At 64.2% G+C, this 14,006-nt stretch carries 12 protein-coding genes; 2 read left to right on the top strand and 10 right to left on the bottom strand.

The window, feature by feature from the left end:
- The 6 genes from A3A9_RS0115155 to A3A9_RS0115130 form a co-directional block, all read right to left on the bottom strand.
- Complete coding sequence (locus tag A3A9_RS0115155; RefSeq protein WP_027059541.1) at positions 1-2,028, bottom strand: hydantoinase/oxoprolinase family protein; 2,028 nt, start codon at positions 2,026-2,028, stop codon at positions 1-3.
- Positions 2,029-2,132: 104 nt separating this feature from the next.
- Positions 2,133-3,296 carry a helix-turn-helix domain-containing protein gene (locus A3A9_RS0115150; protein ID WP_245279041.1) on the bottom strand — a complete coding sequence of 388 codons (1,164 nt, stop codon included), beginning with the start codon at positions 3,294-3,296 and terminating at the stop codon, positions 2,133-2,135.
- Positions 3,277-4,458, bottom strand: a complete 1,182-nt coding sequence (locus tag A3A9_RS0115145; RefSeq protein ID WP_027059539.1) for a hypothetical protein — start codon at positions 4,456-4,458, stop codon at positions 3,277-3,279. Before A3A9_RS0115145 ends, A3A9_RS0115150 begins: the two co-directional genes overlap by 20 nt.
- 32 nt (positions 4,459-4,490) lie before the next feature.
- Positions 4,491-5,501, bottom strand: a complete 1,011-nt coding sequence (locus A3A9_RS0115140) for a succinylglutamate desuccinylase/aspartoacylase family protein (protein ID WP_027059538.1) — start codon at positions 5,499-5,501, stop codon at positions 4,491-4,493.
- 2 nt (positions 5,502-5,503) lie between these two features.
- Positions 5,504-5,848, bottom strand: a complete 345-nt coding sequence (locus tag A3A9_RS0115135) for a RidA family protein (RefSeq protein WP_027059537.1) — start codon at positions 5,846-5,848, stop codon at positions 5,504-5,506.
- 39 nt (positions 5,849-5,887) lie between these two features.
- Positions 5,888-7,213, bottom strand: coding sequence for an alanine racemase (locus tag A3A9_RS0115130; RefSeq protein ID WP_033838570.1), 1,326 nt, complete (start codon positions 7,211-7,213; stop codon positions 5,888-5,890).
- Positions 7,214-7,284: 71 nt separating this feature from the next.
- Between A3A9_RS0115130 and A3A9_RS0115125 the strand changes: the two genes are divergently transcribed.
- Positions 7,285-8,226, top strand: a complete 942-nt coding sequence (locus A3A9_RS0115125) for an amidohydrolase family protein (protein ID WP_027059535.1) — start codon at positions 7,285-7,287, stop codon at positions 8,224-8,226.
- Here A3A9_RS0115125 and A3A9_RS0115120 read toward each other — a convergent pair.
- The 4 genes from A3A9_RS0115120 to A3A9_RS0115105 are packed head-to-tail and all read right to left on the bottom strand — an operon-like array spanning position 8,200 to position 12,709.
- Positions 8,200-9,171 (bottom strand): ABC transporter permease, encoded by a 972-nt coding sequence (locus A3A9_RS0115120; RefSeq protein ID WP_152536106.1) that lies wholly within the window; start codon positions 9,169-9,171, stop codon positions 8,200-8,202. The genes A3A9_RS0115125 and A3A9_RS0115120 overlap by 27 nt on opposite strands.
- Positions 9,168-10,133, bottom strand: coding sequence for an ABC transporter permease (locus A3A9_RS0115115; protein ID WP_027059533.1), 966 nt, complete (start codon positions 10,131-10,133; stop codon positions 9,168-9,170). Before A3A9_RS0115115 ends, A3A9_RS0115120 begins: the two co-directional genes overlap by 4 nt.
- Positions 10,130-11,629, bottom strand: coding sequence for a sugar ABC transporter ATP-binding protein (locus A3A9_RS0115110; protein ID WP_202596377.1), 1,500 nt, complete (start codon positions 11,627-11,629; stop codon positions 10,130-10,132). The genes A3A9_RS0115115 and A3A9_RS0115110 overlap by 4 nt, the downstream gene beginning before the upstream one ends.
- 27 nt (positions 11,630-11,656) lie before the next feature.
- On the bottom strand, positions 11,657-12,709 hold the full coding sequence (locus A3A9_RS0115105) for an ABC transporter substrate-binding protein (RefSeq protein WP_027059531.1): 1,053 nt from the start codon (positions 12,707-12,709) through the stop codon (positions 11,657-11,659).
- 241 nt (positions 12,710-12,950) lie between these two features.
- Between A3A9_RS0115105 and A3A9_RS0115100 the strand changes: the two genes are divergently transcribed.
- The gene (locus A3A9_RS0115100; RefSeq protein ID WP_027059530.1) at positions 12,951-13,751 is read left to right on the top strand and encodes an IclR family transcriptional regulator; all 801 of its coding nucleotides are present in this window, start codon (positions 12,951-12,953) and stop codon (positions 13,749-13,751) included.
- Positions 13,752-14,006: the final 255 nt, after the last annotated feature.

Raw genomic sequence — 14,006 nt, 5'->3', positions numbered from 1 at the left:
TCAGCCTTTCGTCACGATGAGAATGTTCAGGAAGCCATCGACGGTCGCGCTCATTCCTGGCGGAACCACGGTGGTGGAATCGAACTGTTCGACAATGGCAGGCCCCGTGAAGGCAGCGCCGGCGCTGAGTTGGTCACGCTCATACACGGCTGCATCATGAGATACGCCGTCGAACCAAACGCCGCGGCGGCCGGCCGGCTGTGGCTCATGCGGCGAGACTTCGTGCCGCGGTATCTCGGCTTTCGGGACGATGCCGATCGCCTTGACCGCGATGCGGAAGATCGACACCGGCGCCTCTTCGCGGCGGTAGTTGAACTCGCGTTCGTGCTCGTTGTGGAACGCCTCGATCAGTGAGCAGATGCTCTCGATCCGCGCCGGCGCCGACACCGCGAGCGAGCGCCACTGGCCCTGATACATCATCTCGACCGTACGCTGCAGCGCCATGTCTTCCTGCGCCACACCCTCATGCGCCAGGCGTTCAACGGCCTGTTCTTCCATCTTAACAAAGGCCGTCTGCATTTCGGCCGGCGAAACCGTCGAGGCATCGGCCATGAAGCTCTCGGAGAAATCGTGCTGCACGTCGACGAGTAGGCAACCGAGCGCGGAGGTGACGCCGGGATTGGGCGGCACGATCACGGTTGGAATCGAAAGCTCCTTGGCCACGGCCGCTCCGTGCAAGGCGCCTGCGCCGCCGAATGCGACGAGTGCAAAGTCGCGCGGGTCATAGCCTCGGCTGATGGAGAGAAGCCGGACGGCATTGCCCATATTGGCGTTGGCAACGGCGATGATCGCCTCGGCCGCTTGGTGGAGTTCCATGCCGAAGGGTGCCGCCACCGTCTCCTGCACGGCCTGAGCGGCCAGAGCGGGGTCGAGCGTGATCTTGCCGCCTGCAAGGCTGGTGCCGAGACGGCCGAGCACGACATTGGCATCGGTGTTGGTGGCGGTGCGGTTGCCGTTCTTGTAGCAGGCCGGGCCTGGAAAGGCGCCGGCGGACTGCGGTCCGTTGCGCAAGCTACCGCCCTCGTCCTGCCATGCCAACGACCCGCCGCCCGCACCGATCGTCAGCACCTCGATGGAGGGGAAGCGGATCGGATATCCGAATTCGATGTACCAGTCCTTTGTGATGCGCGACTCCCCGTTCCATGCGAGCGAGACGTCGGTGCTGGTGCCGCCCATGTCGAAGCCGATCGAGTTCGGGAAGCCACAGAGGTTTCCGATGAAACGGCTTGCGATCGCGCCGGCAGCGATGCCCGATCCTGCGAGCCGGGCTGAAAAATCCTTGACGCTCGCGGGTGTCATGACCCCGCCACCGCTGTGCAGCAGCAGGAGATCTCGCTTGTATCCGGCGGCGGCAAGCTTTTCTCCGAGACGCGACACGTAGTCGACGACGACCGGGGCACAGACGGCGTTGGCCATGGTGGTCGAAAACCGTTCGTGCTCGAAGATTTCCGGCATCACCTCCGAAGAGATCGAGACCGGCAGATCCGGCATTGCCTCCTTCAGGATCTCACGCATGCGGCGCTCATTGGCGCCGTTGACATAGGAGTTCATGAAGCAGACGGCGATGGACTTGACCTGCCGTTTCTTGAGAATTTCCGCGACGCGGCGCGCGGCCTCTTCGTCCAGCGCCTCCAGGATCGCGCCCTCGGCACTGACCCGTTCCCGAACGGTCAGCCGGTCGCGGCGCGGGATATAGGGCTTGGCGACGTCCTTGTAGGTGTCCCAGAGATCTTCCTTGTTGGCGCGGCGGATCTCGACAACGTCCCGGAAACCCTCAGTGCAGACCATTGCGGTGCGCGGCAGGCGGCGGGTGATCAGCGCATTGGTGGCGACCGTCGTGCCATGAGAGAACATGGTCACCTGCGAAAGATCGATGCGGCCCTGCTCGACGCCATTCATGATGGCCTGCATGGGATCGTCAGGCGTGGAGGCGGTCTTTTCGATACGGATCGCGCCGGTGTCTTCGTCCATGATGCAGATGTCGGTGAAGGTCCCTCCGACATCGACGGCAACTCTTATTCGGCTCATGACAGTTCCTTCGCGGGGTCTTTGCGGGCAAGGCCCGGCCCTCGCCGCCCCGTGCCGGGGCGACGTCGTAACAAAAGATAGAATTGGCCCGGATTTCGTCGGGTCTAGTGCCGCTCTCGCGAGGTCGAGGTGCGGCCTGCCCGGTTCGCTGCTTCGCGACGGGTATCCGTCGGTGCGCAGCCGAACCGCGTTCGGTAGTGCTTGCAGAATTGAGACTGGTCGGCAAAACCCCAGCGGTAAGCGATCTCGGCAACGCTGCTGCTATTGGTCACCGACATCAGCTCCTCTGCGCAAAGTTCAAGCCGGGCGTCGCGGATGAAGCCGTTGATCGACTGGTTGCTGTCTTGAAACAGAACCTGCAGATAACGCAGGGAGATGCCGCAGGCATCAGCCACAGCCTGCGGGCCGAGGCCGGAACTCTTTAAATTGTCGCGAATATACTGCTCGGCGCGATGCAAATGGCCGGCCCGGATCGACGAGATGCTGCTGTCCAGCACGCGATCGTCACTCACGATCGACAGGCACAGCATTTCCAGGATGTGCCTGCCCATCATCTCACGAGCTACTTCCGTGATCTCATCGAGATGGCCGATCGTGGTTCGCACCGTGTCGAGGAAGAGCGCGGCGATGCCTTGGGTTGCATCGAAACTGAGCGCACTGAGCCGTTCGGCGGATCCGATCCGTGCCCGAACGCTTGATGACGGCACCTTCAGGACCCACAGCGCGTTTGGCTTGCCGTGCCAGAATTCGTAAGGCGCATCTCCCCTCTCGACGAGGAAGCCCCCCGGAGCGCAATTGACGGTCCTCGACCCTTGCGAGAAATTCACCTCCGACATCTCCGGGATGGTGATGAGCAGGCTGGCGTCACGCTCGTTGAGGAAATGCCGGCGATGGCGGCGATAACTCACGGCATCGCAGCGCATTTTGGACACGCTGACCAGCCCGAGAGAGAAGGTTTCCAGCGTGCCTGAAAATTCGCGACGGTTCCGATACTCGGTGTCGAGCGGAAAATAGGCTTCGGTAACAGCGGCTTGCCAGGCATCACCGCCGGCGGGACCGCCGATCGAATCGACGACGTATTTCATTCCCCGACCTTTCTGGTTGGCCCCGGTTAGCCCGGTGTTTTTCTGAAGATTACAGGAATCCGCCAGCGCGTATTGGTCAAAAACGAATAAACTTATGTGGTCGTTGGCGGTTGGCTCGCTTTCCCATGCCCTCGCGATTGGCCGAGGAGCATTGGCGCCGGGCTCAAGGCCGCAGGGCAGCACCTATCCAGTCGAGCCGCGCAGCGGGAATGAGACCGTAATTGTAGAAATTGATGCCATTGACGCCGGGCGCCAGCCCCGGCTCCGCCTTGGCCGCAAGGATGTCGGGGCCGGCCATTTCCGGATAGAACAACCGGTAGCCGGCACCGAGGAATTTCTCCGCGCCGAGCGCAGCGCGGCCGGCCGCCATCAGACTTGAGACATCTCCGGCCTGCATATCGTAGGCACACAGGATCGCCCCGTCGCAGACCTTGCCCAGTGCTTCGAGATCGCAGCCGCCGAGCCAGCCATCTTTCAGATCGATGATGACGACACGCGTCGTGGGATCGGCCACTTCACGCAGCTCGGCGACGAGGCTGGTCACCGGCTCGAACCGCCACTTGAGATAGGCGTGGAGCTCCGGCCACGGTGCAAAGACGTCGAGGCCGCTGGCGGGAAAATCGGGAAAGCGGCGTTGCGGCACCGCACGCTCGCAGGTCTCGACGATCCATTGCTTGGTGAGCTTGCGCGCCGCCTCGCCGTCGACGCCGGCTTTTGCCGCGCGGGCGACGCAGGACGAACAGAAGCACAGTGACAACAGAAAATCGTCTTCCGGCGTCAGCCCGACGCCATCCTTCTCGTGATGATATTCGTGAGCGAAGCCCATGAAGGACGGACTTTCGAGTTCGATCCGGTCCGGCCGGTAGCTGTGCGAGATATCGGCGACCAGCGCACGGACATAGGCACGCGCATCGGGATGCGACGGGCAGAGATTGTAGTAGTTGGCATCGCCAAAGGCGTTGCGGGTGACGGCCTGCGGATGCAGCATGCCGAGGCGGGTGTTGTGCAGGCAAACCGTCCAGCACGAAACACCGAGCCCGCCGGCGTCGCGCCGGCGGATCAGGTTGCCAAGCACGTCGCCGCCCTGCGTGATCACGTCCGCAACCTTGGGCTGGATGGCGAGGCTTCCCCAGCGCGCCGCTGTCGGCTTGAAGTAGATGGTGCCGTCCTCCGGAAAGTAGGCCTTGCGGCGCGGGCTGCGCGGCTGCAGGAAGCGCCCGGCATGATAGGATGTCGCAAGGCTGACCATGTTGAGCCCGGCGCGCTCGACAAGATCGCGTTCGACCGTCTCCAGGCCGAGATCCCTGACATCCCAGGGGTAAGTCCACATCGAAAGCTGTTGCATCGAGTATCCTCGGTCTTGATCCTGATATGGCTTCAGCCTTTGACCGGCTCGGCGACTTGCATCAGGCAGTCGCCCGCCTCGCACATCGTATGCAGCCGACGCGAAAGCACGATCCCGCTTTCGGCGAAATGCAGTGCTTCCTCAGCCAGATCGAGCTGTTCCAAATCGTGATACCAGCCGGCCAATTGTTCCGCGCTGACGCTGTCGCCAAGCCTGACAGCGGGCTCGAACCAGCCGCCGCGGGTGGCATAGAGACCCTGGCTGTGCCGGGACAGCGACAGCAGCCGCGTCGGAGTGGCGGGCTCGTGCTTCGGCGCCAAGACCGGCGCCTCGACGATGCCCAATGCAACCATCAGGCTGTCAAGCGCGCGAGCGGTGATCGCCATGGAGTCGACCGTGGCGGTGCCGCCGCCGCCGAACTCGCCGCTGACGCCGATGGCGCCGGCGCGGCGTGCTGCACCCATCGAGGTCGGCGAAGCCTGGCCGTTATCGGCGACGAAGCCGTACGGCATGCCGAGCGTGCGCATTAGTTCGACGCCACGCCGATGGCGCTCGGGATCGGCGTTGCGTTCGACCAGTGCGGTCGGCAGATGCTCCATCGACGTGCCGCCCGAATGGATGTCGAAGACGACGTCGTGGCGAGGGAACAGCTCCGTCTCGAGGAAATTGGCAAGCCGGCTTGTCGGCGTGCCCAGAGGCTCACCTGGAAAGGCGCGGTTGAGATTGCCGCCGTCAAGCGGCGAGCAGCGCTTGGCGGCCATCACCGCCGGTGCGTTGGCCATCGGCAGGATGGTGATGCGTCCCCTGATCCGCTTTGGGTCGAGCCGGCGGGCCAGCTTTGCCAGCGACAGCTCGCCTTCATACTCGTCGCCGTGATTGCCGGCCATCAGAAGCAGCGACGGGCCGTCGCCGTTGCGGATGAGGCAGATCGGCACCTTGACCTGAAAATAGGGCGAGCGGTCGATCGAGAACGGAATGCTGAGATGCTCGAGCGTCTTGCCGTCGCGGTCGAAGTCGAGCGTGTGGGCGAGGCCGGTGTGCATGGCTAGACCGCCGCGACCGCGGTGATTTCGATGCGCAGATCGGGGTCGGCAAGACGCGCCTCGACGCAGGCGCGCGCCGGCAGGCGCTGCGGGTCGACCCAGGCGTCGTAGATGCTGTTCATGGCCTCGAAATCACCGATCTGCGGCAGGAAGATGTTGACCGCCACCAGCTTCGACTTGCTGCTGCCGGCCTCGACCAGCAGCGCCTCGACCTTGGCCAGCACGTCGCTGGTCTGGCTCTCGATACCGGCCTTGCGGTTATTGGCCACCTGGCCGGCGATGTGGACGAGGCCGCCATAGACGACCGCCTGCGACATGCGCGAGCCGGACTGAAAATACTTGATCATATCGGATCCTTTCGAGGTTCTCTTTTTTGGGGGATCTGGTCAGCCGAACCAGGTCGGGAAAGCGTGGCGGATATGGCCGGTCGCGTCGACGCCGAAGATCACGCGATAGCGGTCGAGACAGGTGCAGGGATGCGAGATGCCGAATTCGACGACGTCGCCGACGGCGATGTCGTCGCTCGGTGCAATCGACAGGAAGGCGTGCTGGTCGTTCAGTTTGATCACCTCGGCACGCGCGGCCGGCATGGGCAACGGCTTGCCGGCACGAAAGACGGTGAGCAGCGTTGGAAAGCCCTGGTCGAACGACACGTCGCGCATGCCCATGCCGCAGATGACGAGGCCGGGCTCCGGCCGCGACAGCACTTCGGCCCACAGCCGCAGCGCAGGACGAAACGAATGTCGCGCCGAAGCGCTGATGCCGCCTATGGCAAAACCCTTGCGAGAATCGAGGGCGCCGAGCGAGCGGTCATAGGTGCCGTGGTCGTGGAAGAAGATGGCGCCACTGCGCAGCACCAGCGTCGCATTGCCGTCGCTGAAAACCACTGATGAAAGTGTTGCGACCACTTTGTCGAAGAAGACCGAGCCGCCGGCGGTGACGATCAGCGGCGCGTCACCGCCGACGCGGGCGCGCAGCCGCAAAAACATGTCGGCGGTCATTGCCAGCAGGCCGGATATCACTTCGCCGGTGCGGCCGGGCTCGGGTTGCGCCGCCGCGCCTTCATAGGTCGCGACGCCGGCGATCTTGAGCCGCCCACCGGCAGCCATGATCGCATCGGCGACGGCCTCGGCTTGCGCAGTGGTGCGGGCGCCTGCCCTGCCCGCGCCGAGTTCGACCAGCACGCGCAAAGGCGGCAGCCCCGGGTTGGCTTGCCAGGCCTCGGCCAGCGCGTTCACGGCGTCGACCGAGTCGGCAAAGACGTAGAGCTCGGCTTTCGGCCAGGCACCGGCAAGCACAGCCAGCCGGCTGGCGCCGCCCGATCCGCCAACTTCATTGGCGATGATCAGCCGTGTCAGGCCGGCTTTAAGCATCACTGTCGCCTGCCTGATGTCCGCGACCGTCGTGCCCCAAGCTCCGGCCTCGACCAGCGACCGGGCAAGGTCGGGCGCCATTGGCGTCTTGGCATGCGGCGCAATCGCAACATTGTGTTCGCGCGCATAGCGCAGGAACAGGTCGCGGTTGGCGGCGAAGGCCGCCTCGTCGAGGGTCAACACCGGCAGTGCCATGCGTCCATCGGCCGGGTGCCAGTGCTCGGCCGCGACAGCGCTGCTGTCCAGGCCGGAGGTGCCGGGCGGCACGCCGCGGATGCGGTCGTCGAGCAGAAAATTTTCGCGCACCGCGAGTATGGAAACCGGTGAGTTTTCAATCATCCGATGCTAACCCTTTTGCAGAACGAAGCCGGGATCGATTGCCGATGCCGGTCGCAGCCTGAGAGAGATGCGTGCCAAAACCTTACGCCGGACCGATCATCGACGCCCATCATCATCTTTGGGATCTCGGCCTCGGACGGCATCCCTGGCTCGCCGCCACGGCCGGCCAACGCGGCGGCCTGGGCGCGCTTGGCCCGTTGCGGCGCGACTATCTTCCGCAGGATTACGCGCGCGACGCCAGCAAGCACAATGTCGTCGCCACCGTGCATGTCGAAGCCGGCTGGGCAAGCGACGACTGCGTCGGCGAAACGCAGTGGCTTGAAACACTCGACAAATCGCGGTGCATCGCCGCTCGTTATGTCGTTCACGTGCCACTGGCTGGCCACGGCACAGGAGCACTGATCGAGGCGCATGCCGCCTTCGAACGCGTCGTCGGCGTGCGCGACATATTGAGCTGGGACCCCAATCCCGCCAGGCGCTTCGCCGTCCGCGACGGCATCATGGACGAGCCGGCATGGCGCGCCGGTCTGGCCTTGCTTGGAGCTCACCGGCTCGCCTTCGACCTGATGGTGTTCCCGCGCCAGCTCGGCGACGCGGCGCGACTCGCCGCCGCCTTCCCCGATCAGCAATTCGTGCTCAACCATTGCGGCAGTCCGATCGACCGCGACGTCGACGGCATGCAGGCGTGGCGCGACGGGTTGCGGCTGTTGTCGCAATGCGACAACGTCGCCGTCAAGATATCGGATCTGGTCGCCTACGATCATGACTGGACGCTCGACAGCCTGCGGCCGGTCGTCCTGCATTGCATCGACTGTTTCGGCACGGGGCGCGCCATGTTCGGCAGCGATTTTCCGGTCGCCGGCCTGCATGCGTCGTTCGATGAAATATACGACGGCTTTAAAGCCATTGTGGTGGACTTTTCCGCGGACGAGCAGGCGGCGCTGTTCTTCGGCAATGCAAAACGCATCTACCGGCTGGACGATGTGTCATCGGCGCGCCTGCTCCCGGCCTGAGAGAAGCAGCAGACCCAGGATCAGCGAGCCGAACAGGATGCTGCGCCAGCCGGGCGATGCATTGACCACGGTGATCAGCGCGGTGATGGTGACCAGCAGGATCGCGCCGGGGATGGTGCCGGCATAGGTGCCGAGCCCGCCGAGGATGGAGGTGCCGCCGAGCACCACGGCGGCAATCGAGGCGAGCAAATAGGGATCGCCGATCCCGACATAGCCCTGTCCGTTCATGCCCAGCACCAGCACGCCGGCAAGCCCCGAACAGGAGCCGCTGATGCCATAGACCGCGAGCGTCGTCGAAGCGACCGGAACGCCGGACAGGGACGCGGCAAGCGGATTGGCGCCCATGGCGAATATCCGAGCGCCGAAGGAGGTGGCGTGCATCATGGTCAACACGATCACGGAGACAGCCACCCACAACAGCACGCCGGCCGGGATGCCGACCGGCCGCGCATTGCCGAGCCAGTGAACCAACGGGTTCTCGGCGGTCACCGCGCTGCCGCCGGCGATAATGATCAGCAGGCCTTGCAGGAACGTCGCCATGGCCAGTGTCATGATCATCGGGTGGACGCGCAGCAGCGCGACGCCCAGCCCGTTGACCAGACCGATTGCCGTCGTCAGCACGAGAACGGCGAGGATGGCGGTGATGCCGGTCGGATCCGCCTGCCATGACAGCAGCGGCAGGCTGACGGCGCTGACCGTGACAATAGCCGCGACCGAAAGGTCAATGCCGCCGGCGATCACCACGAAGGTCTGGCCCGCGGCGACCAGGCCGATGACGGCACCCAGTTCGACTAGGTAGCGCAAATGGCCGTAGGCGCCGAAGCCGCGTGATACGAAGCTCGCCACGATCCAGACCGCGGCGACGATGGCAACGGTGAGGAACGGCCGGCTGCGCAGGATCGTCAAGGCGCGTTCGCCGCCCGCGCTTTCTTTCCATGCTGTCATTGCTGCACCTTGCGGAATTGCGGGATGGCCACCGCCCCGATGATGATGAGGCCCTGGGCGACATACTGGGCGACCGGCGTGAAGCCGAGGAAGAACATGACGCTGATCATCAGGCTGAGCAGCAGGCTGCCGGCAAGCGCGCCGCGCATCGTGCCTTGGCCGCCGAGGAAGCCGATGCCGCCGAGCACCGCCGCGGCAATCGAGTTCAGCGTAAAGGCCGCGCCGATCACCGGGTCGCCGGAACCGGTCTGTGCAGCGACGAACAGGCCGGCACCTGTGGAAAGCAGACCGCTGATTGCGTAGGCAGCAATGCGTGCGCCATCGACCGGCACGCCGGAGCGATAGGCGCCAACCGGATTTTCACCGGCAGCGTAGAGGCTCAAGCCAAGTGGCGTAGCGAGGTAAAGCTTCCATAGCGCAACGATAAGCACCAGGAGCACGAATGCCGCCGGCGTGTTGCCGGCAAGCAGATCGGACAACCACGCCGGGACGGCGCCTCCGGGCCGCGGCAGGATGAGCAGTGCCGCGCCGCCGATGATGAACGAGCCTGCAAGCGTCACCACGATGGCCGGCAGGCGAAGCCGCACCACGATGAAGCCGGTTGCGGCACCAATGCCAAGGCCGGTCAGCGCCACCGCAACACAGCCGCCGGCGACGCCCAGCGGCCCGGCCATCGTCGTCGCTGCGATGACCGCGCCCAGGCTGACGGTGGCGCCGATGGCCAGGCTGATGCCGCCGGTCAGCATGAGGATCGCCTGCGCCATGGCGACAAGCGCCAGCGGAAACCAACTCTGGGTGAACTTGGCGAAGCCGGAGGCCGTGAACAGACCGGGAAAGAGAAGACCATAGGCAACGAGAAACACCAGGACGACGGCAAACAGGCTGCGCACGCCGACATTGCGCCTCATCTGAATAGGCCAGTAGAGCGCGCGGCCCTGCGTTGCGGAAAGAGGTGTGTTCATGCCGCGACCTTTCGCTGTTCGGCGCCCATCGCGGCGGACACGATGGCTTCCTCGCTGAGTGCCCCGCGCTCGAGCATGGCGACGATGCGGCCTTCACGGACGACGGCGACGCGGTCGCAAAGATGCACCAGTTCGGGCGTATCGGAACTGAGCAGCACGACCGCCTTGCCGGCGGCGGCGAAGTTGCGAAGCATATGATAGATCTCGCGCTTGGTTTCGACATCGACGCCACGCGTCGGATCGTTGAGCAGAAGCACGAGCGGGTCGTGCGGCATCCACTTCGCCAGCGCCACCTTCTGCTGGTTGCCACCCGACAGGGCCTGTGCGGGTCGGGCGAGATCCCCCTTGATACCGAGTTGAGCGGCAAGGCCCGTTGCCGTCTCACGCTCGGCGCGGCGGCTGCGCAGTTTCAGCGCCGGCAGCCTGGCGAAGGCGGGCAGCATCATGTTGGTGATGATGGGATGGATCAGGTGCAGGCCTTCGCGCTTGCGGTCGGCCGGCACATAGGCCAGCCCCAGCGCGTTGGCTTTCGGCACGCCGCCCGGCAAACCTGAGACGCCGTTGACGGTCGCCGATGCCGTCCGTGCCGGAATGGCGCCGTAGAGGCCGAGCAGCAGATCCTCCTGCCCCTGCCCGACCAGGCCGCCAATGCCGATCACCTCACCCCTCCTGATATCCAGATCGACGTCGCGCATCAGACCGGCCGAAAAGCTTCGGACCGAGATGGCGTTGGCGGGCGACGCCGAAGGCTGCCATCGGGGAAAAAGGTCACCGGGGTCGCGGCCGACCATCAGCCGCACCAGCCCGGCGGCATCGGTTCCTTCCAGGCTGCGGTCCGCCGTGCAGGTGCCATCCTTCAGAACGGTGACATGCTGGCACAGCGTCATGACTTCATTCAGCCGGTGCGAGATGTAGAGAATGGCGATGCCCTCGCCCCGCAGCCGCTCCAGCAGATCGGTCAGGATTTTCGTTTCGGTTGCCGACAGCGACGACGTCGGCTCGTCGAGAATGAGCACGCGCGGCCGGCGGTAAAGCGCCTTGGCGATCTCCACCATCTGCCGACGGCCGAGCGACAGATGCCCGACCGGCGTCGACAGCGGCTCGTGCAGGCCGACAAGGTTGCAAGCGGCCCTCGCCCGTGCGGCAAGCTCGTTGTAGTCGACCAGGCCGAACCGCCTGGGATAGGCGCCGAGGCCGATGTTTTCGGCGATCGAGAGACTGGCCGTCAGGCTGAGTTCCTGCTGGACGACGGCGATGCCGGCCTGTCGCGCGATTGCGGGGTTCATGCGCGACACCGCGCGCCCATCGACCTCGATCGTCCCGCCGTCCGGACGCAAGGCGCCGGACAACAGGTTGATCAAGGTGGACTTTCCGGCGCCGTTCTCGCCGAGCAGCGCATGCACGCGGCCCGGCTGGAGAGCGATGGAAACGTCGCGCAGGACGGGGTTGCCGAAGAAAGACTTAGACACCCCCCGCGCCGCGAGGATCGGAGCCATGGTTGTCAATGCTACAACCCTTCAGGCTTATTTCTGCGCCAGCAGCTTCTTGAACAGCTCCTCATCGTAGGGCGAAAAGATGTAGCCGTCAGCCGGGAAATCCTTGGCCCGGGCGAGGTACTCGTCGATGTTGGAATTGTCGATCACCGGCAGCGGGATCTTGATGAAGGCCGGCACATCCTTGCCTTCCAGCGCCTGGACGGCGGTGTAGGCGGCGAAGGCACCGAGCCAGTTCGGCTGCATGGTCGCCCAGCTCTTCAGGCCCTTTTCCTTCCAAAGTTCGAGGAACTGACGGGCGTTCTCGCCGGTAATCGGCACCTGTTCGCGGCCCTGCTTGTCAAGGGCTAGCACGGCGCCGGCCGATAGCGCGCCGCCGAGCGACAGAATGCCGTCGATCTCGGGGTTGGCGAAGAGCAGGCTGGTCACGGCTTCCTGCGCAGGCGCGACATTGTAGGGCGTGTTGGTTTCAGCAAGGACCGTCACGTCGGGATGGGCCTTGAGTTCGGCGTCGGCGCCTTTGCGCCTGTCATCGCTGACCGAAACCCCGGCGGGGCCGTTGAGGATGAGGATCTTGCCCTTGCCGCCGATGGCGTCGATCAGGAACTTGGCCGCCTGGTCGCCCCACTGGGAGGAATCCGTGTTGACCTTGGCGGTGACCTTGTCGGTATCGACGAGGCTGTCGAAGTTGATGATGGCGATGCCCTTGGCGCAGGCGTCGGCCAGCACGCGTGCCGGTGCGGTCGACGAACCGGCGATCAGGATGATGGCGTCGACGTTGGAGTCGATCATCGACTGGATCTGCTGGATCTGGACGTTGGCATCGCCCTGGGCGTCGGTCACGACCAGCTTGTCGACCAGGCCCTGTTTCTTCAGTGTCTCGACTTCGGCTTCGATCGTGCCTTGCGTCTGCTTCATCCAGGTCGGCACGGAATAGATGTTGGCCCAGCCGATCGTGTACGGCGCCTTGCGGTCGCCTTTGATGCAGTTGGCGGCGGCGTTAGCCTGCGAACCGGCACCGAGGCTCAGCACGAGACCGAGGCAAAGGGCGCTGGCGGATGCGAAAAACGATGATTTCATCATGACTGTTCCCTTCAGAGGTTGTGGCCTCGACGTGCGCAAGCAGGACGAGGAAATCCTCCGGTTGCCGAACCTCGGAAACCGTCTGTTCTCGTCGGAACTTTCTGCGTCAGGCTCGTTAGTTTGTCTGGTATTTCAGACATAGTGTCTGTATACCGGACAAATTGAATGCTAGACCGAGCCTTGACATCTTTCAAGCGTCTTGAGACGAGGGCCGAAATGATTTTTGGCGGATGCGGCTGACATGAGCGACGGCGCTATTGACGTGATCGAAAAGGAAGCCGGGGCGGAGCCGCGCAATGGCGAACGACGACGCGGCATCGACCGCGTCATCATGCTGCTGGAGGCTTTGCTGCGGCACCGCGCACCTATGCGCGTCGGCGACATGGCCAAGATGATCGGCGCGCCGCGTTCGACCACTTACGAAATCGTCAACAGCCTGCTTGAAGCCGAAATGCTCGAAAATGTCGGCAGCGAAGGTTACGTCTATTTCGGACGAGCGATGCATCTCTTCGGCTGGGCCTATTCGCATCACAACGCCCACTACCGGCGCATCATCGAGACCCTGGACAGGCTAGCCGCGGAGACCGGCGAGACGGTGCAGCTGTGCGGTTTGCGCGGCAACAAATATGTCGTCCTGGATTGCCGGGACTCGCCCGGCCCGTTCCGAATTTCAAGCGATGTCGGGGTCGAGGTGCCGATCCCGTGGACGGCATCAGGACGATTGCTGCTCGGCCACATGAACGAGGAACAGCTGAGAGATTTCATCCCGGCTGGTGACTACAAGCTTCCCGACGGCCGCATCATTGCGCAAGCCGAGTTCTTCGCCGATATCGCCACGGCAGGCCAGCAGGGCTTCAGCGAGACCGCCGCCCTGGCCGACCGCTTCACCTGGTGCATGGCCGCGCCCATCCAGGACGGCCACGGCGCCATCAACAGGACCTTGTGTTTCGTGCTGCCTGTCGACACGCCGGAGCCGCGGCGCAGCGAACTGCTTGCGCTGCTGCGCGAGCGCGCCCGCGGATTGTCGCTGGCAGGAGACTGACGATCAGCCGTCACGCATCTTTCATGGCCTCGCGACTTTCGGCAGGCAAGCTCGAAAATGCGGGCACCTATGCTGGTGGACTCCGACATGGAAGCCATCGACCGGGTGTTGAACGCCATCGGCCGGCACCGAAACCCGACGCACAGTCCCTCAATTGATTTTAAAGGGAAAATCGTCTCCAAAAAAATATTTCGAGGCTTCATGAACTATCGGGATCAATCGCTCGATTTTTTGCGGGCTGAAGCGTCTCGATGT

This window comes from Mesorhizobium loti CJ3sym (genome assembly GCF_000472785.1).
GTDB lineage: Bacteria > Pseudomonadota > Alphaproteobacteria > Rhizobiales > Rhizobiaceae > Mesorhizobium > Mesorhizobium loti_E.
Note: the sequence above shows the minus strand (reverse complement) of the source record. Positions and strands in the feature narration are given on the sequence as shown.

What these genes read in the sequence shown, in the direction of transcription:
- A3A9_RS0115145 (WP_027059539.1), bottom strand. Translation starts at nt 4,458, where the DNA reads ATGCAACAGCTTTCGATGTGGACTTACCCCTGGGATGTCAGGGATCTC.
- A3A9_RS0115155 (WP_027059541.1), bottom strand. Translation starts at nt 2,028, where the DNA reads ATGAGCCGAATAAGAGTTGCCGTCGATGTCGGAGGGACCTTCACCGAC.
- A3A9_RS0115130 (WP_033838570.1), bottom strand. Translation starts at nt 7,213, where the DNA reads ATGATTGAAAACTCACCGGTTTCCATACTCGCGGTGCGCGAAAATTTT.
- A3A9_RS0115100 (WP_027059530.1), top strand. Translation starts at nt 12,951, where the DNA reads ATGAGCGACGGCGCTATTGACGTGATCGAAAAGGAAGCCGGGGCGGAG.
- A3A9_RS0115140 (WP_027059538.1), bottom strand. Translation starts at nt 5,501, where the DNA reads ATGCACACCGGCCTCGCCCACACGCTCGACTTCGACCGCGACGGCAAG.
- A3A9_RS0115115 (WP_027059533.1), bottom strand. Translation starts at nt 10,133, where the DNA reads ATGAACACACCTCTTTCCGCAACGCAGGGCCGCGCGCTCTACTGGCCT.
- A3A9_RS0115110 (WP_202596377.1), bottom strand. Translation starts at nt 11,629, where the DNA reads ATGGCTCCGATCCTCGCGGCGCGGGGGGTGTCTAAGTCTTTCTTCGGC.
- A3A9_RS0115120 (WP_152536106.1), bottom strand. Translation starts at nt 9,171, where the DNA reads ATGACAGCATGGAAAGAAAGCGCGGGCGGCGAACGCGCCTTGACGATC.
- A3A9_RS0115135 (WP_027059537.1), bottom strand. Translation starts at nt 5,848, where the DNA reads ATGATCAAGTATTTTCAGTCCGGCTCGCGCATGTCGCAGGCGGTCGTC.
- A3A9_RS0115105 (WP_027059531.1), bottom strand. Translation starts at nt 12,709, where the DNA reads ATGATGAAATCATCGTTTTTCGCATCCGCCAGCGCCCTTTGCCTCGGT.